A 15,481-nucleotide genomic window follows, 5' to 3' on the forward strand; every position below is an offset into this window, starting at 1 on the left:
ATGACCTTGCCCTCGCCCGCCCTCGTGCCGAAGCTGTTGTCCGAACCCCGCGTGCTGTGGCCCGCGGGCGCCACGCTCGGCGAGGGCACGCTGTGGTCGGCGCGGCGCCAGGCGCTGTACTGGGTCGACATCCTCGGCAAGACGCTGTACCGCTACCACCCGGCCACCGAGTCCCGCGAGCAGTGGTCGTTCGACGAGGAGATCTCGGCGCTGGCCGAGCGCGCCGAAGCGCCCGGCCTGCTGGTGACGCTGCGCAGCGGCTTCGCGCTGTTCGACACCGACACCGGGCGGGTCCAGAAGCTGCTCGATCCCGAGGCCCATCTGCCGGGCAACCGCTTCAACGACGGCAAGTGCGACCTGCAGGGCCGCTTCTGGGGCGGCACGATGGACTTCGGCTGCAAGGAGCCGACCGGCTCGCTGTACCGCTTCGACGCGAAGCGGCACTGCGAGAAGGTGTTCGACGCGCACTTCGCGGTGACCAACGGGCCGACCTGGTCGCTCGACGGGCGCACGATGTATTTCAACGAGACGGCCGAGCAGCGCATCCATGCGTTCGACTTCGACACCGCCACCGGGGCGATCTCGAACCAGCGGCTGTGGCTGCGCTTCGCCAAGGGCGACGGCCACCCCGATGGCATGACGACCGACGCTGACGGGCGCCTGTGGATCGCGCACTGGGGCGCGGCCTGCGTGACCTGCCACGATCCGGTCAGCGCGAAGGAACTGCTGCGCATCGCGCTGCCGACCAGCCACATCACCAACGTGGCGTTCGGCGGGCCAGAGCTGCGCACGCTGTTCATCACCAGCGCGCGCTTCGAGTTGAGTGACGAGCAGCTGGCGGCGCAGCCGTTGGCGGGCGCGCTGTTTTCGGTGGAGGTCGACGTTTCCGGACGCCCTGCGACAGCCTGGGAAGGCTGACTCTTTACCGACTTACTTGCCGAAGCTCATTTGCCGAAGAAGTGCTGGAAGATTTCCGGCTCGTCGACTTCGCGCATCGACAGGCCGTCGAGCGCTTCGCGGAACGGCTTCGGCGGCGCGATGGTGTCCATCAGGCTGGCCGGCATCGTGTTCTTCCACGCCGCGCCGCCCTCGTGATCTTCACCGGTGCGACGGACGGCCAGCTTCGGCATCTCTTCCCATTCGATGGCGTCGTTGGACGGCAGCGGACGGAACTGGATGGTCAGGGCTTGCGGGGCGGTCGAGCGGTTCATGATGTCGGGGCGGTGTCGGACAAGTGGTGCAGCGATGGGATGAAGCGTACCGGCCGCACCCCGTCCGCAAGCCCGCGATAAGCGGCAGCAACGCCTGCCAATTTCAGCCACGACGCCCAGGCCGAGAGGCGTTCGGCAGTCGGCCGTGTCGGTTTGTGACCCGGGCCGAGGTTGGCTGGGACAGAATCGCGCGCATGCCGCTGACAGCCCCTGCCCCGATCGAAACACCGCGCCTCGTGGTGCGGCAGATCACCGAAGCCGACCTGCCCGGCCTGATGGCCGTCAACGGCGACGACACAGTGACGCAGTTCCTGCCGTACGCGACCTGGCGCTCGATCGACGACGCCACCGCCTGGTACCAGCGCATCGCCGGCATCCAGGCGACCGGCAACGCGGTGCAGTTCGTGATCCTGTCGCGCGACGACGCGGCAGTGATCGGCGCCGGCCTGCTGTTCAACTTCAACGAGGGCAGCGCCCGCGCCGAACTCGGCTACGTGCTGGGCCGCGCGCACTGGGGCCGCGGCCTGGCGCGCGAGGCGGTCGGCGCGCTGGTCGGCGTCGCGTTCGGATCGATGGGCGTGCGCCGCCTGGAAGCCGAGGTCAATCCGCTGAACCGGCCGTCGGTGCGGCTGCTGCAATCGCTCGGCTTCACGCGTGAAGGGCTGCTGCGCCAGCGCTGGGTCGGCAAGGGCGCGACCTATGACGTCGAACTGCACGGGTTGTTGTGCGACGAGTTCCGTTCGCCCTGAGCCTGTCGAAGGGCCCGATCATCCTGAGCTTGTCGAAGGGCCTGCTCGCATCGCACAAGGCTTCGACAGGCTCAGCCCAACCCTTCGACAAGCTCAGGGCGAACGGGGTTTGATTGCTTGCGACAATCCCACCATGCCCCAGCTGCGCACACTCGCCGCCCCCGAACCCGCAAGCGCGCCGCCCCGCTTGAGCGGCATCCCGGCCGACCCGCAGAAGTTCGCGCTGGCGGTCGGCCCGAGCCCGATCGACGGCCAGGGCGTGTTCGCGGCCGAGGCCATCCCCGCGCGCCGCAAGATCGGCGAGCTGCGCGGCGAGCCGATCAGCGTGGCCGAAGCCCGTCGGCGCGCGCGTGGCGTGGCCCGCATCATGATCGTCGAGGTGTCCGAGCGGCGCGCGATCGATGCCTCGGCGTCGACCGACGCGCTGCGCTTCGCGAACCACTCCTGCCGGCCGAACATGGTGCTGAAGCTGCAACAGGGCCGCGTCGCGTTCCATGCGCTGCGCGACATCGACCCCGGCGAGGAACTGACCGTCGGCTACGGCCGCTCGCACCACCTGGGCCGGCTCGCGTGCCGTTGCGGCGCGCCGGGCTGTGCCGGAACCCTCTGACCCCCTGCCCCGACCCCATGACGACCCCAGCACAACACCAGGCGGCCGAACGCCGCGGCCTGTTCATCGCCGATGACGGCGTGCCCCGCTGCCACTGGTGCCGCGCGACGCCCGGCTACCAGCACTACCACGACCATGAATGGGGCTTCCCGGTCACCGACGATCGGCGGCTGTTCGAGAAGATCTGCCTCGAGGGTTTCCAGGCCGGGCTGAGCTGGCTGACGATCCTGAACAAGCGCGAGTCCTTTCGCGCCGGCTTTGCGAACTTCGAGGCCGAGCAGGTGGCGCGCTTCACGCAGAAGGACGTCGAGCGGCTGCTGGGCGACGCCGGCATCGTGCGCCACCGCGGCAAGATCGAATCGACGATCAACAACGCGCAGCGGGTGCTGGAGATGCGCGCCGAGTTCGGCTCGCTTGCCGCGTATGCCTGGGGCCACGAGCCGGCGGCGCACTCGCGGCCGAAAAAGCTGACGCACGAGGCACTGATCGCGATGACGACCTCGGCGGAGGCGATCGCGATGTCGAAGGACCTGAAGAAGCGCGGCTGGAGCTTCGTCGGGCCGACCACGGTCTATGCGTTCATGCAGGCGATGGGCTTGGTGAACGACCACCGCGAAGGCTGCGCGTCGCGCGATGCGGCGTTGAAGGCGCGGGCAGAGATGACGCCGCCGGCGCGCTGAGCATCAGGCGTCGACGCTCCACAGCCAAGCCGCATCGCGCGCAGACAGCGTCAGGCGGATCGCTCGGCCGTCCGGCGTCCAGGTGTGACCGCTCGGAGAGGTCCAGCGGGCGATGTCGAACGGCAACGCGTCGAGCGGCACGACGGCCTCGGTGCCATCGCCACGATTCACCACCAGCAGCGTGACGGCCGTGGCGTTGACCCGCGCGAACGCGATCCAGTCGTCGCCGTGCGCCAGCGTGATGCAGGCGCCCTCGCGCAGCTCGGCACGATCGCGGCGCCAGGCTGCGAACTGCTTCACGCGCTCGAGAATCCCGCCGCGCCAGCTCGCGCCGCTCCAGTCGAAGCAGCGCCGGTTGTCCGGATCGTTGCCGCCCTCCAGACCAACCTCATCGCCGTAGTAGATGCACGGCACGCCGGGGTAGCCGAACTGCAGTGCGAGCGCGACGCCGTGCAGCGCCTCGTCGCCGCCGAGCACCGTGAACAGGCGCTGCGTGTCGTGGCTGTCGAGCGCGTTCCATTGCGCCAAGGCCACCTCGTGCGGCACGACCGCGCGCGACTCACCGAGCCAGTCCACCAGGTCGGACGTCGCGATCGGTGCCGCGCGCCCGCCGAAATCGACGCCGGCCAGCCACTGCCACAGCGGCAGCGTGAAGCCCCAGTAGTTCATCGCGGCATCTTCCTGGTCGCCCTGCAGCCAGCTGCTCGCCTCGCTGAAGTGCTCGCCGACCAGGATGGCCTCGGGGTTCTCGTCGCGCACCGCATCGCGCATCGCGCGCAGCATCGCGGCGTTGTTGCCGGCGCCCGGGCCCTCGCCCAGCATGTGCACCGCGTCGAGCCGCCAGCCGTCGGCCGACACCGGCGGCTGCAGCCAACGGCGCAGCACCGAGCGCGGGCCGCGGATGAAGGCGTCCAGCACCTCGGGGTGCGCGTAGTCGAGCACCGGCAGCGATTGATGGCCCTTCCAGTAGACCGGGCGGCCGTGCGCATCGCGGGCGTACCAGCCGTGCCATTGCGAATCGGGTGATTGCCACGCGCCGGGTTGCTCGTGCTGCGCGAAGCGGTTGAACCACGGGTGGTTCGCGCCGGTGTGGTTCAGCACCGCGTCGAGCACCAGGCGCAGGCCGCTTGCATGCACCTGCTGCGACAGCGCGACCAGCGCCGCGTCGCCGCCGAGGCCCGCGTCGACGTGGTCGTAGTCCTCGGTGTCGTAGCGGTGGTTGCTGCCGGAGCTGAACACCGGCGTCAGGTAGACGGTGGTGACGCCGAGCGCCTGCAGGTGGCCGAGGCGCTCGCCGATGCCGGCGAGGTCACCACCGTAGAACGCGCTCCAGGCCGGCTTCACATCGAGCGGCGCGTCCCACTCGAGCGCATGCACCGGCGCCTTGTCGTAGCCGAAGGCGTGCGGCGGGCGCTCGCGCGGCGCATCGGGGCCGCGCGCGAAGCGGTCGGGGAAGATCTGGTAGATCAGCTGCTGCTGGGCCCAGGCCGGCACCAGCGGCTCGCGGGCGATGCGGAAGTGATGGGCCTCGTTCGGCACGCGCCGCTGCATGCCGGTGGCGGCGAGCCAATGCGGCACGCCGTCGCGCAACACGCGAAAGCAGTAGCGCGTCGTCGGCCCGGTCGGGCACCACGGGATCGTCGCCTCGAAGCAAGCGAAGCGGCCCATGTCGGCCGTGCGCGCCAGCGGCAGCCAAGTCTCTTCGTTGTCGAGCAGGAAGCGCGCATGGACCTCGTCGAGGTCCGGCGTGTCGCTGAGCAGCGTGAGATGCAGGCCGGCATCGGTGCGCTCGGCCCACGGGGCGAGGGACAGGTGTTGAAGGAACATCGAGCAATGCTCATGCAAGAACGACGCACGAGCGTATCAAGCCCAGCGGCCCCCGTGGAACCGGCTTTGCCGGGCCACTGGGGGCGCCCCCTTGAGGGGGAGGCGCGCAGCGCCTCGGGGGTGGGTCATCCGCCGAACTTGCCAGAACGGTAGTCCTCGACCGCCTGGAAGATCTGCTCGTGCGTGTTCATCACGAACGGACCGTACTGCGCGATCGGCTCGTTCAGCGGCCGGCCCGCGATGATCAGCGCCTTCGCCGGCGCATCACCCGCCTGCAGCACGATGCCATCACGCTCGGCACCGTTCTTCAGGATCGCCATGCGCTGCGAACCCACCTTCGCCCCGCCCACCTCGACCTCGCCGCGGTACACATAGACGAACGCGTTGTGCGTCGCCGGCAGCACCTGGTCGAAGCGCGCACCAGGCGCCAGGTGCACGTCCAGGTACAGCGGCTGCGTCACCTCGCGCTGCATCGCGCCGGCCACGCCGTGCGACTCGCCGGCGATCACGCGCACCGTGCTGCCGTCGCCGGTCGTGAACTCCGGGATCTCGGCCGACTGGATGTCGCGGTACCACGGGTCGGCCAGCTTGCGGTCGGCCGGCAGGTTCAGCCACAGCTGGAAGCCTTCCATGCGCCCCTCCTGCTGCTCGGGCAGTTCCGAGTGCACGATGCCGCGCCCGGCCGTCATCCATTGCACGCCGCCGTTCTGCAGCAGGCCTTCGTGGCCGGCGTTGTCGCGGTGGCGCATGCGCCCGGCGATCATGTACGTGACGGTCTCGAAGCCGCGGTGCGGATGGTCCGGGAAGCCGCCGACGTAGTCATCGGCGTTGTCGGTGCCGAAGGCATCGAGCATCAGGAACGGATCGAGCCGGCGCTGCAGCGGCTGCGTCAGCACCCGCGTCAGCTTGACGCCGGCCCCGTCCGATGTGGCCTGGCCCGTCACCAGGCGCTCCAGCTCGCGCGGGCGCGCGACAGCCTCGGTCACGGGGTGGAAGACGGTGGTGGCGGAAGACATGTCGAACTCCTTGGTGGATGGTGGAAAGAACAGAAAGAGAACTCGAAACGGATCAGGCGTGCACGGCCTCGTCGATCTGCGCACGGGCGAAGGCCAGGCCCTTCTCGGCCGCGTCCGGGCCCATGTTCAGGCCTTCGGCGTAGAAGAACTCGACGTCGGTCATGCCCAGGAAGCCCAGCACGGTCTTCAGGTACGGCACCTGCGTGTCGGCCGGCGTGTTGCGGTACTGGCCGCCGCGGGTCAGCGCGACATAGACCTTCTTGCCGGTCAACAGGCCTTGCGGGCCCTTGTCGGTGTACGCGAAGGTCACCTTCACCTTCGCGATCGCGTCGATCCAGTTCTTCAGCTGCGCCGGCACGCCGAAGTTGTACATCGGCACGCCCAGCACGACGGCATCGGCGGCCTGGATCTCGGCGATCAGCGCGTCGTCCAGCGCGGCGCGCTCGGCTTGTGCCGGCGTGCGGGCGTCGACCGGCGTGAACAGCGCGTGCAGCGCAGCCTCGTCGAGCACCGGCTGCGGCGTGACGGCCAGGTCGCGCAGCCTCACGCTGGCGCCGGGGTTCACGGCCAGCAGGCGGGCGGTCAGTTCGTTGGCCAGCACGGTCGATTGCGAACCTTGGGTGCGGGCGCTGGAGTTGATCTGGAGGATGTTCATGGTGGGCTCCGAAAGCGGTTGGATCTCAGTGGGGGAATCGATGGATGAACTCTAGGTGTCCCACAATCCAACCGGAAGCCATCGGATTGGGTAATATTGTTCCACTGATGAGACAGTGGAGCCCCCGATGAGCCTCGAAGCCAATGACCTGATGCTGTTCGCCCGCGTCGCCGAGGAAGGCAGTTTCAGCCGCGCGGCCGAGCGCACCGGGCTGCCGAAATCGACCGTGTCGCGGCGGGTGGCCGCGCTGGAGGCGCAGCTCGGCGAGCGGCTGCTGCTGCGCACGACGCGCAAGCTGACCGTCACCGATTTCGGCCACAGCGTGCTGGAGCATGCGAACCAGGTGCTGGCCGAGGTGGAGGCGACCGCGTCGCTGGCCCAGCACCGGCAGGTGGAGCCGAGCGGGCGGCTGCGCATCTCGATGCCGGCGGATTTCGCGAACATCGTGCTCGGCGACCTGATGACCGAGTTCCTGACCCGCTACCCGGCGATCTCGCTGGAACTCGACCTCTCGCCGCGCCGCGTCGACCTGATCGGCGAGAACTTCGACCTGGCGATCCGCATGGGCGACCTGCCCGACGATGCGAGCCTGGCGGCACGGCGGATCGCGGTGTTCCAGGTCGGGCTGTACGCGTCGCCGGCCTACCTGGCGCGGCGCGGCGAGCCGAGCGAACCCGAGGCGCTGATGGAGCATGACGCGCTGCACCTGCTGACGCGCAGCGGCGAGCCGGCGCTGTGGACGCTGCAGCGCGGCGCCGCGCAATGGCAGGGAACGCCGCCCGCCCGCGCGACCGCGAACTCACCCGAGATGCTGATCCGCATGGCGCGCGCCGGCGCCGGCGTGACGGTGGTGTCGAGCCACTTCGCGATACCGTACGTGCGCAGCGGCGAGTTGGTGCCGGTGCTGCCGGAGTGGTCGCTGCCCGACGTCACCGCCTGGGCGGTGTTCCCCGGCCGGCGGCTGATGCCGGCGCGCACGCGGGTGCTGCTGGATGCGATGGCGAACACCTTCTCCGGCCCGGAATGCAAACGCGCGGACGACGCGGTGCGGCAGGAGGTGGCCCGCGGCCGGCGCGCCGCCACGGCCGCTTGAGCCAGGCGCAGACCGACGGACGCGTGCTGGTCCGAGCAGGGCTCGCGCGCTTGTCCTACACCTCGCGGGGCCACGGCGGTCGTACGCTCGCAGCCTGATCGTTCACTTCGAGGAGACCGCCATGGTCCGCGTGCTCGTGCTGTTTGTGGCCCTGCTGGTGATGGCCGTCTTCACGCTGCTGAACTGGCAGGCCTTCGTCGCGCCGACGCCGCTGTCGCTCGGCTTCACGACCGTGCAGGCGCCGTTGCCGATGCTGCTGCTCGGCGCCTTCGTCTTCATCAGCGTGTGGTTCGTCGTGTGGGCGCTGCAGCTGCAGGGCAAGGCGATGCTGGAAGCGCGCCGGCTCTCGAAGGACCTGCAGGCGCAGCGCGAGCTGGCCGACAAGGCGGAGGCGTCGCGCTTCACCGAGTTGCAGACGTTTCTGGCCGCCGAACTCTCTCGCTTGAATCAATCGGGGCTGGATGCCAGAGCCGCGGTGAATGCGCGCTTCGACCAGCTGCGGCGGGAGCAGCAGGTGGCGCTGGAGGAGGCGACCAACGGGATCTCGGCGCACCTCGGGGAGCTGGAGGATCGGCTGGAGCGCTCGCACGGGCTGGCGGCCGAGATCGACCGGCCGCCCGTGCGCGAACACCTGCGCTGACGTCTACCCGGACGGCTTACTCGTCGCGGCTCCCGCCGAAGATCCCCAGCAGCGCGAGCAGCGACTGGAACACGTTGTAGACGCTCAGGTAGACGCCCAGCGTCGCGGTGATGTAGTTGGTCTCATGCCCGTCCTGCACGCGCTTCAGGTCATACAGGATGAAGGCCGAGAAGATGCCGATCGCCAGCACCGACAGCGTGATCATCAGCGCGCTCGACTGGATGAAGAAGTTCGCGATGCCGGCCACCAGCAGCAGGATCACGCCGATGAACAGGAACTTGCCCATCGAGGACAGGTCGCGCTTGATCACCGACGACAGCGTCGCCATGCCGAGGAAGACCACCCCGGTGCCGGCGAAGGCCGTCATGATCAGGCTCGCGCCGTTCGACAGGCCGAGCACCGCGCCGACCAGGCGCGACAACATCAGCCCCATGAAGAACGTGAACGCCAGCAGCACCGGCACGCCGGCCGCCGAGTTCTTGGTCTTCTCGATCGCGAACATCAGGCCGAACGAGCCGACCAGAAAGACCACCAGGCCGACGCCCGGCGACATCGCGCGCGCGATGCCGGTCGACACGCCGATCCAGGCGCCGAGCACCGTCGGCACCATCGACAGCGCGAGCAGCCAGTAGGTGTTGCGCAGCACCTTGTTGCGCTGTTCGACCGAGGTGGACTCACCGGCGTAGCCGGTGGTTGAAACTTGAGACAGCGGATTCATGACGGATTCCTTCAGTTCGAAGTTGCAGGAGTGTTCGCGCGGCGCTTGGCGCGCGCGCGGATGTTGAGCACCTCGACCGCGAGCGAGAACGCCATCGCGGCATAGATGTAGCCCTTGGGCACGTGCGCGTCGAAAGCCTCGGCCGTCAGCGCCATGCCGACCATCACGAGGAAGGACAGCGCCAGCACCTTGACCGACGGATGGCGGTCGACGAAGTCGCCGATCGGCTTGGCTGCCACCAGCATCACGCCGACCGAGGCGACCACCGCCGCGACCATCACGCCGATGCGGTCGACCATGCCGACCGCGGTGATCACCGAGTCGAGCGAGAACACGATGTCGATCACCGCGATCTGGCCGATCACGCCCCAGAACATCCGCTGGCCGGCCGCCTTCAGCGCGGCCTCGTCGGTGACCGGCGCCGGGCCGTGCTGCTCGCGCGCCTCGACCTCGACGAAGATCTCGTGCGAGGCCTTCCACAGCAGGAACAGCCCACCGAACAGCAGCACCAGGTCGCGCCCGCTGATGCCCTGGCCGAGCACGGTGAACAGGTCGGCGGTCAGGCCCATCACCCAGCTCAGCGAGAACAGCAGCAAGAGCCGCGAGACCATCGCGAAGCCGAGGCCGAGGCGCCGCGCCTTGTCGCGCAGCTCCGCCGGCAGGCGCCCGACGAGGATGGAGATGAAGATGATGTTGTCGACGCCGAGGACGATTTCCAGGGCGGTGAGCATCGCGAAGGCGATCCAGAGGTTGGGGTCGAGGAGGGATTCCATGGCGTGGCAGTGGTGGTCCGTGGGGCCGCCAGGATGGCATGGCCGCGAACGCACGGGGACGAAACGGGGACGAGCGGAGGTCGGGCGGAAACGCCGGCCGCGGACGCGCCGCGGCGGGGTTCTCAGGAGAGCGCGAGTGCCTTCGGCGGCCGCCGCAGGCCGTCGAGCCAGGGCGCCGGGCGAGCGGGGTCGGTGGCGAGGGGCGGACGGGCCAGCGAGAAGCCGGGGTCCGGCACCGGCAACGCGCCGGTCAGCAGGTCTTGCACGTCGGCGACGGTTTCGCCGGCCGACTGGATGCGGTCGTCGACATCGCGCTCCTGGGCGCTGCCGTCGTCGACGATCGCCACCACGGCCTGCACCGACGGCATCTCGCTCGCCTGCGGGCGGGCCATCAGGCCGGCTGCCAGCAGGAAGAGCGTGAGGACGAGGACGAGACCGCGGGACACCATAGCGGCCGCAGTGTACCGGGCCGGCATGTCGTGCCGGCCCGAGGGGCTACTTCGAGCGGCTACTTCGCCACCACCGCTGCCGGTGCGCCATCCGTCGGATGGTGCCGGCGAACCTTGCGCGACACCCACTGCACCACGTCGTCGACGAAGGTGAACAGCACCGGGATCACCAGCAGGCTCAGGAAGGTCGACGTGATCAGCCCGCCGATCACGACGATGGCCATCGGCGCGCGAAAGCTCGAATCGACGCCGATGCCGAGCGCGATCGGCAGCATGCCGGCGCCCATCGCGATGGTCGTCATCACGATCGGCCGGGCCCGCTTGTGGCAGGCGTCGAGCACCGCATCCCAGCGCGACAGCCCGTGCTCGCGGCGCGCCATGATCGCGTACTCGACCAGCAGGATCGAATTCTTGGTCGCGATGCCCATCAGCATGATCAGCCCGATCATCGACGGCATCGACAGCGCGGTGTGGGTGACGAACAGCGCGAGGAAGGCCCCCGGCACCGACAACACCAGCGCCGCGAGGATGGTCACGGGCTGCACGAAGTCGTGGAACAGCAGCACCAGCACGATGTAGATGCACATCACGCCGGTCAGCATCGCGAGGCCGAAGCCGGAGAACAGCTCCTGCATGGCCTCGGCATCGCCGACACCGGCCAGCGACACGCCGGCCGGCAGGCTGCGCAGGCTGGGCAGCTGCTCGGCCGTGCTCTGCACATGCTCCAGCGACTGGCCGTTCAGCTCGATCTCGAAGTTGATGTTGCGCTTGCGGTCGAAGCGCGCGATCTGCGCCGGCCCGCTGTCGATCGACAGCGTCGCGACGTTGGCCAGCATCACCGGCCCCTTCGCGCCCGGCACCGCCAGCCGCGACAGCAACTCCAGGTCGGTGCGCGCATCGGCCGCCAGCTTGACGACGATCGGCACCTGGCGCTGCGACAGGTTCAGCTTCGGCAGGCTCTGGTCGTAGTCGCCGGCGGTGGCGATGCGCAGCGTGTCGGCGATCGCGGCCGACGTGACGCCGAGGTCGGCGGCGCGCGCGAAATCGGGCCGCACGATCAGCTCCGGCCGCACCAGGCTCGAGGTCGACGTGACCGCGCCGATGCCGGCGATCGTGCGCAGCTCGCGCTCGACCTGCTTCGAATGCTCGAGCAGCACGTCGCCGTCTTCACCGGCCAGCACCACCACGTACTTCTCGCCGGATCCGCCGAAGCCGACCGCGACCCGCGCGCCCGGCAGGCCGGCGAGCGCGTCGCGCAGCTGCTGCTCGATCACCTGCTTCTTCGGCCGGTGGCCGCGCTCGGTCAGGTTGATGCTGAGCGAGGCCTTGCGCACCTCGGCCGCACCGGCGCCGGCGAACGGGTCGGCCCCGGTGTTGCCGCCGCCGACCGCGGTGTAGACCAGCTTCACGTACTGATTCTTCTGCACGATGTCGCGCGCCTGCTCGGCCACCGCCAGCGTCTGCGCGAAAGTGGCGCCCGGCGGCAGCGAGATCGAGACCTGCGACTTCGACAGGTCGTCCGGCGGGATGAAGCCCTTCTCAAGGATGCCGGCGAGGACGATCGAGCCGGCGAAGAACGCGATGACCGCGACCGTCGTGATCACGCGGTGGTGCAGCGCGGCCGTGACCCAGCGCATGTAGATCTCGAGCCAGCGGCCTTCCTTGTGCTCGCCGGTCGGCGGCTTCAGCAGGTAGGCGGCCATCATCGGCGTCAGCAGCCGCGCGACCACCAGCGACATGAACACCGCGATCGCCGCCGTCCAGCCGAACTGCACGAAGAAGCGGCCGACCACGCCGCTCATGAAGGCGGTCGGCAGGAACACCGCGATCAGCGTGAAGGTGGTCGCGATCACCGCGAGGCCGATCTCGTCGGCCGCCTCCATCGCCGCCTGCAAAGGCGTCTTGCCCATGCGCAGGTGCCGCATGATGTTCTCGATCTCGACGATCGCGTCGTCGACCAGGATGCCGACCACCAGCGACAGCGACAGCAGCGTCACGCCGTTCAGCGTGAAGCCGGCCAGCGACATGAACGCGAAAGCCGGGATCACCGACAGCGGCAGCGCGAGTGCCGACACCAGCGTCGCGCGCCAGTTGCGCAGGAACAGCCACACCACCAGCACCGCCAGCGCGGCGCCTTCGTACAGCATCGCCATCGAGCTGTCGAAGTCTTCCTGCACGTTGTCGACGAAGTTGAAGGCCTCGTCGAACTTCACCTCCGGGTGCGCCGCCTTCATCGCCTCGATCTCGGCGCGCACGCCGGCCGCCACCTCGGTCTCGCCGGCGCCGCGGGTGCGGGTGATCTCGAAGCCGACCACCGGCTTGCCGTTCAGCAGCGCCGTCGAGCGCTGCTCGGCCACCGTGTCGCTGACGCGCGCGACCTGCTCCAGCCGCAGCCGCCGGCCGTCGGCCAGCGAGATCTCCATCTTCGCGAGCTCCTCGGCCGAGCGCACGGTCGCGATGGTGCGCACCGATTGCTCGGCGCCGCCGACATCGGTGCGGCCGCCCGAGGCCTCCTGCTGGATCTTGCTGAGCTGGTGCGAGATGTCGGCCGCGGTGGCGTTCAGCGCCAGCAGCCTGGCCGGGTCGAGCTCGACGCGCACCTCGCGCGTGACGCCGCCGACCCGCGCGACCGCGCCGACGCCGCGCACGCTGAGCATCTGCTTGCCGACCGTGTTGTCGACGAACCATGACAGCGACTCTTCATCGAGCCGGTCCGACGCGACGGTGTAGGTCAGGATCGGCGAGCCCGACAGCTCCATCTTCGTGACCACCGGGTCGCGCAGGTCGGCCGGCAGGTCGGCGCGCACCCGCGAGACGGCGGCGCGCATGTCGTCGACCGCCTCCTGCACCGGCTTCTCGAGCCGGAACTCGCCGGTGATCGTGACCAGGCCGTCGGTCACCGAGGTGTAGACGTGCTTCAGGCCCTGCAGCGTCGCGACCGAGTTCTCGATCTTGCGCGCGACGTCGGTCTCGAGCTGCGACGGCGACGCCCCCGGCAGCGCGGCCGAGATCGTGACGGTCGGCAGCTCGATGTCCGGGAAGTTCTGGACCTTCATGCTCTTGAAGCTGTACAGCCCGAGCAGGGTCAGCAGGATGAAGAGCAGCACCGCGGGGATCGGGTTACGGATCGACCAGGCGGAGACGTTGATGTTCATGGGGCGTCGTCCTTGAAGGGAAGCCGGCGCGCGCTCAGCGCGAGGCCGTGGCGGCAGCGGAGGCGGCCGCCGGCACCGGCAGCGCGTCGACCACGCGCACCGTGTCGCCATCGCCCAGGAAACCGCCGCCGGTGGCGACGACGCGGTCGGCCGGCTGCAGGCCGCCGAGGATCTGGATGCGCTCGCCGACGCGCTGGCCGACCTTCACCTTGACCAGCGTGACCTTGTTGTCGGCCCCGACCCGCAGCACGTAGCTGAAGCCCTCGCGCAGCAGCACCGCGCTCTGCGGCAGCGTCATGCCCTGCTGCGAGCCGATCTCGAACTCGCCGCGCGCGAACATGCCGGCCTTCGCGGCGCTGGCACCGCCCGGCAGGTCGACGTAGACCAGGCCGTTGCGCGTCTGCGCGTCGACGGTGGGCGCAATGATGCGCAGCTTGCCGGTCACCGGCTCGCCGCTGGCGGGCAGCACGCGCACCGCCATGCCGGGCTTCAGCGGCCCGATCTCCGACGACGGCACCTCGGCACGCCATTCGAGCCGGCCGCCGCGGATCAGGCGGAACAGCTCCTGGCCGGCCGGCAGCACCGCGCCGACGGTGGCGCTGCGCGACGAGATCACGCCGTTGTCGGGCGCCAGCACTTGCGTCTGCTGCAGTCGCAGCTGCTGCACCTGGGCGGCGGCGCGCTGGGCCTCGAGCCGCGCCTGCGCGGTGCGTTCGGCGGTCAGGTACTGGTTGGTCTGCTGCGCGCTGAGCGCGCCGGTGGGCTGCAGGTCGCGAGCGCGCTGCGCGTTGGCGGCCGCCTCGGCGGCATTCGCCTCGGCCTCGGCAACCGCGGCGCGGGTCTGCGCCAGGTCGGCATGGATGGTGTCGGACGCGAAGCTCGCGAGCACCTGGCCGCGCTTGACCACGTCGCCGACGTTCACCTTCACGTCGGCCAGGCGCAGGCCGTTGGCCTCGGTGCCGACGATCGCCTCCTGCCACGCGGCGATGCTGCCGTTGGCGGCCAGCAGCGTTGGCAGGCTGGCCGGCTGCAGCTGCGTCACGGTGACGGTCAGCGCGGGCTTGGCGGCAGCGGGCTTCTTCTCGTCGGCGGCGCGGACGGTGCTCGTCACCGAGACGGCCAGCAGCGCGGCGAGCACGCCGGCAGCGGCGAGGGACAGCAGCAGGGGCTTCAGTCGTTGGGTCATGGTGGGCGTGAGCTGTGGATCGTCGGGGTGTTCAGGGGGTGGCCTTCGTGGGGCCTGGGGAATTGCCGGCAGCCGCGGCATCAGCCACCGACGTGCCGGTGCGCCAGCCGCCGCCGAGCGCGCGGTACAGCGTGATCCAGGCGGCGACGCGCTCGCGCTGCAGGTCGATCAGCGTGCCGTGCGCGAGCACCGCGCTGCGGCGCGCGTCTTCCAGCTCGAACAGGCTGGCCAGGCCGCCCTTGAAGCGGGCTTCGGTGGCGCGGAACGACTGCTCGAAGCCTTCGTCGGCGATGCGGGCGTTCTCGGTGCGCGCCGCGCTGCTGTCGAGCTGCACCAGCGCCTGCTCGACCTCCTGCACCGCCGTGCGCAGCTTCGCGCGGTAGAGCGACGCCGCCTCGTCGTAGCGGGCGCGGGCCGCATCGACATTGGCGCGGCGCAGGCCGGCGTCGAAGATCGGCAGCGTGACCGCCAGCGGCCCGACCGACCAGACCGTGCCGCTCTGGGTGGCATCCCCCAGGTCGACGCGGGCGCGCGAGATCGAGCCGGCCAGCGTGACGCGCGGCAGCCGCTTCGCGCGCGCCTGCGACACCTCGGCGCTCGCCGCGCCGAGTTCACGCGCCGCGTTGAAGACATCGGGCCGCTGGTTCAGCACCTCGGCCGGCACGCTGTCGATCGCCAGCTCGGCCGGCTGCGGGAGGCGCGCGGTGCCGGCCGCCAGC

The 15,481-nt window shown here is 70.0% G+C and carries 16 protein-coding genes; 6 read left to right on the forward strand and 10 right to left on the reverse strand.

The annotated features are described in order from the left end of the window. Entirely contained in the window at positions 1-918 is a 918-nt protein-coding gene (locus ACXJLU_RS24405; RefSeq protein ID WP_457335443.1) for an SMP-30/gluconolactonase/LRE family protein, read from the forward strand. A 26-nt stretch (positions 919-944) separates the two neighbouring features. Here the strand turns inward: ACXJLU_RS24405 and ACXJLU_RS24410 are convergent, their stop codons facing one another. After that, positions 945-1,211 carry a hypothetical protein gene (locus ACXJLU_RS24410; protein WP_073467712.1) on the reverse strand — a complete coding sequence of 89 codons (267 nt, stop codon included), beginning with the start codon at positions 1,209-1,211 and terminating at the stop codon, positions 945-947. Between the two features lie 194 nt (positions 1,212-1,405). On the opposite strand from ACXJLU_RS24410, the gene ACXJLU_RS24415 reads away from it, so the two are divergent. The 3 genes from ACXJLU_RS24415 to ACXJLU_RS24425 all read left to right on the forward strand — a co-directional run bounded on the left by ACXJLU_RS24415 (position 1,406) and on the right by ACXJLU_RS24425 (position 3,250). After that, complete coding sequence (locus ACXJLU_RS24415) at positions 1,406-1,960, forward strand: GNAT family N-acetyltransferase (RefSeq protein WP_457335446.1); 555 nt, start codon at positions 1,406-1,408, stop codon at positions 1,958-1,960. Positions 1,961-2,093: 133 nt separating this feature from the next. Next, positions 2,094-2,570 (forward strand): SET domain-containing protein, encoded by a 477-nt coding sequence (locus tag ACXJLU_RS24420; RefSeq protein ID WP_457335448.1) that lies wholly within the window; start codon positions 2,094-2,096, stop codon positions 2,568-2,570. Positions 2,571-2,587: 17 nt separating this feature from the next. Beyond that, on the forward strand, positions 2,588-3,250 hold the full coding sequence (locus ACXJLU_RS24425; protein WP_457335450.1) for a DNA-3-methyladenine glycosylase I: 663 nt from the start codon (positions 2,588-2,590) through the stop codon (positions 3,248-3,250). Positions 3,251-3,253: 3 nt separating this feature from the next. Here ACXJLU_RS24425 and malZ read toward each other — a convergent pair whose 3' ends face one another. From malZ to ACXJLU_RS24440, 3 genes are all read right to left on the reverse strand, one after another. Continuing rightward, positions 3,254-5,077: a maltodextrin glucosidase gene (gene malZ, locus ACXJLU_RS24430; RefSeq protein ID WP_457335452.1), complete on the reverse strand. Its 1,824-nt coding sequence runs from the start codon at positions 5,075-5,077 to the stop codon at positions 3,254-3,256. Between the two features lie 125 nt (positions 5,078-5,202). Next, the gene (locus ACXJLU_RS24435) at positions 5,203-6,093 is read right to left on the reverse strand and encodes a pirin family protein (RefSeq protein WP_457335454.1); all 891 of its coding nucleotides are present in this window, start codon (positions 6,091-6,093) and stop codon (positions 5,203-5,205) included. A gap of 52 nt (positions 6,094-6,145) precedes the next feature. After that, the gene (locus tag ACXJLU_RS24440; protein ID WP_457335456.1) at positions 6,146-6,748 is read right to left on the reverse strand and encodes an FMN-dependent NADH-azoreductase; all 603 of its coding nucleotides are present in this window, start codon (positions 6,746-6,748) and stop codon (positions 6,146-6,148) included. Positions 6,749-6,875: 127 nt separating this feature from the next. Here ACXJLU_RS24440 and ACXJLU_RS24445 point away from each other — a divergent pair, with 127 nt between their 5' ends. Further along, a complete protein-coding gene (locus ACXJLU_RS24445) occupies positions 6,876-7,841 on the forward strand; it encodes a LysR family transcriptional regulator (RefSeq protein WP_457335458.1) in 966 nt (321 codons plus the stop codon). Between the two features lie 121 nt (positions 7,842-7,962). Continuing rightward, positions 7,963-8,481, forward strand: coding sequence for a LapA family protein (locus ACXJLU_RS24450; protein WP_457335460.1), 519 nt, complete (start codon positions 7,963-7,965; stop codon positions 8,479-8,481). Positions 8,482-8,497: 16 nt separating this feature from the next. On the opposite strand, the gene ACXJLU_RS24455 is transcribed toward ACXJLU_RS24450, so the two are convergent. The 6 genes from ACXJLU_RS24455 to ACXJLU_RS24480 form a co-directional block, all read right to left on the reverse strand. Further along, positions 8,498-9,199, reverse strand: a complete 702-nt coding sequence (locus ACXJLU_RS24455; protein ID WP_457335462.1) for a Bax inhibitor-1/YccA family protein — start codon at positions 9,197-9,199, stop codon at positions 8,498-8,500. 11 nt (positions 9,200-9,210) lie between these two features. Then, positions 9,211-9,972: a TerC family protein gene (locus ACXJLU_RS24460; protein WP_073467721.1), complete on the reverse strand. Its 762-nt coding sequence runs from the start codon at positions 9,970-9,972 to the stop codon at positions 9,211-9,213. 122 nt (positions 9,973-10,094) lie between these two features. Beyond that, positions 10,095-10,421 (reverse strand): hypothetical protein, encoded by a 327-nt coding sequence (locus tag ACXJLU_RS24465; RefSeq protein ID WP_457335464.1) that lies wholly within the window; start codon positions 10,419-10,421, stop codon positions 10,095-10,097. A gap of 59 nt (positions 10,422-10,480) precedes the next feature. Next, entirely contained in the window at positions 10,481-13,576 is a 3,096-nt protein-coding gene (locus ACXJLU_RS24470; protein ID WP_457335466.1) for an efflux RND transporter permease subunit, read from the reverse strand. A gap of 34 nt (positions 13,577-13,610) precedes the next feature. Beyond that, positions 13,611-14,762 (reverse strand): efflux RND transporter periplasmic adaptor subunit, encoded by a 1,152-nt coding sequence (locus tag ACXJLU_RS24475; RefSeq protein ID WP_457335468.1) that lies wholly within the window; start codon positions 14,760-14,762, stop codon positions 13,611-13,613. 31 nt (positions 14,763-14,793) lie between these two features. Beyond that, positions 14,794-15,481, reverse strand: a 688-nt coding sequence (locus ACXJLU_RS24480) for a TolC family protein (RefSeq protein WP_457335470.1), incomplete at its 5' end; no start/stop codon positions are given.

This window comes from Rhizobacter sp. P5_C2 (assembly GCF_054049715.1).

What these genes read in the sequence shown, in the direction of transcription:
- ACXJLU_RS24405 (WP_457335443.1), top strand. Translation starts at nt 1, where the DNA reads ATGACCTTGCCCTCGCCCGCCCTCGTGCCGAAGCTGTTGTCCGAACCC.
- ACXJLU_RS24410 (WP_073467712.1), bottom strand. Translation starts at nt 1,211, where the DNA reads ATGAACCGCTCGACCGCCCCGCAAGCCCTGACCATCCAGTTCCGTCCG.
- ACXJLU_RS24415 (WP_457335446.1), top strand. Translation starts at nt 1,406, where the DNA reads ATGCCGCTGACAGCCCCTGCCCCGATCGAAACACCGCGCCTCGTGGTG.
- ACXJLU_RS24420 (WP_457335448.1), top strand. Translation starts at nt 2,094, where the DNA reads ATGCCCCAGCTGCGCACACTCGCCGCCCCCGAACCCGCAAGCGCGCCG.
- ACXJLU_RS24425 (WP_457335450.1), top strand. Translation starts at nt 2,588, where the DNA reads ATGACGACCCCAGCACAACACCAGGCGGCCGAACGCCGCGGCCTGTTC.
- malZ (WP_457335452.1), bottom strand. Translation starts at nt 5,077, where the DNA reads ATGTTCCTTCAACACCTGTCCCTCGCCCCGTGGGCCGAGCGCACCGAT.
- ACXJLU_RS24435 (WP_457335454.1), bottom strand. Translation starts at nt 6,093, where the DNA reads ATGTCTTCCGCCACCACCGTCTTCCACCCCGTGACCGAGGCTGTCGCG.
- ACXJLU_RS24440 (WP_457335456.1), bottom strand. Translation starts at nt 6,748, where the DNA reads ATGAACATCCTCCAGATCAACTCCAGCGCCCGCACCCAAGGTTCGCAA.
- ACXJLU_RS24445 (WP_457335458.1), top strand. Translation starts at nt 6,876, where the DNA reads ATGAGCCTCGAAGCCAATGACCTGATGCTGTTCGCCCGCGTCGCCGAG.
- ACXJLU_RS24450 (WP_457335460.1), top strand. Translation starts at nt 7,963, where the DNA reads ATGGTCCGCGTGCTCGTGCTGTTTGTGGCCCTGCTGGTGATGGCCGTC.
- ACXJLU_RS24455 (WP_457335462.1), bottom strand. Translation starts at nt 9,199, where the DNA reads ATGAATCCGCTGTCTCAAGTTTCAACCACCGGCTACGCCGGTGAGTCC.
- ACXJLU_RS24460 (WP_073467721.1), bottom strand. Translation starts at nt 9,972, where the DNA reads ATGGAATCCCTCCTCGACCCCAACCTCTGGATCGCCTTCGCGATGCTC.
- ACXJLU_RS24465 (WP_457335464.1), bottom strand. Translation starts at nt 10,421, where the DNA reads ATGGTGTCCCGCGGTCTCGTCCTCGTCCTCACGCTCTTCCTGCTGGCA.
- ACXJLU_RS24470 (WP_457335466.1), bottom strand. Translation starts at nt 13,576, where the DNA reads ATGAACATCAACGTCTCCGCCTGGTCGATCCGTAACCCGATCCCCGCG.
- ACXJLU_RS24475 (WP_457335468.1), bottom strand. Translation starts at nt 14,762, where the DNA reads ATGACCCAACGACTGAAGCCCCTGCTGCTGTCCCTCGCCGCTGCCGGC.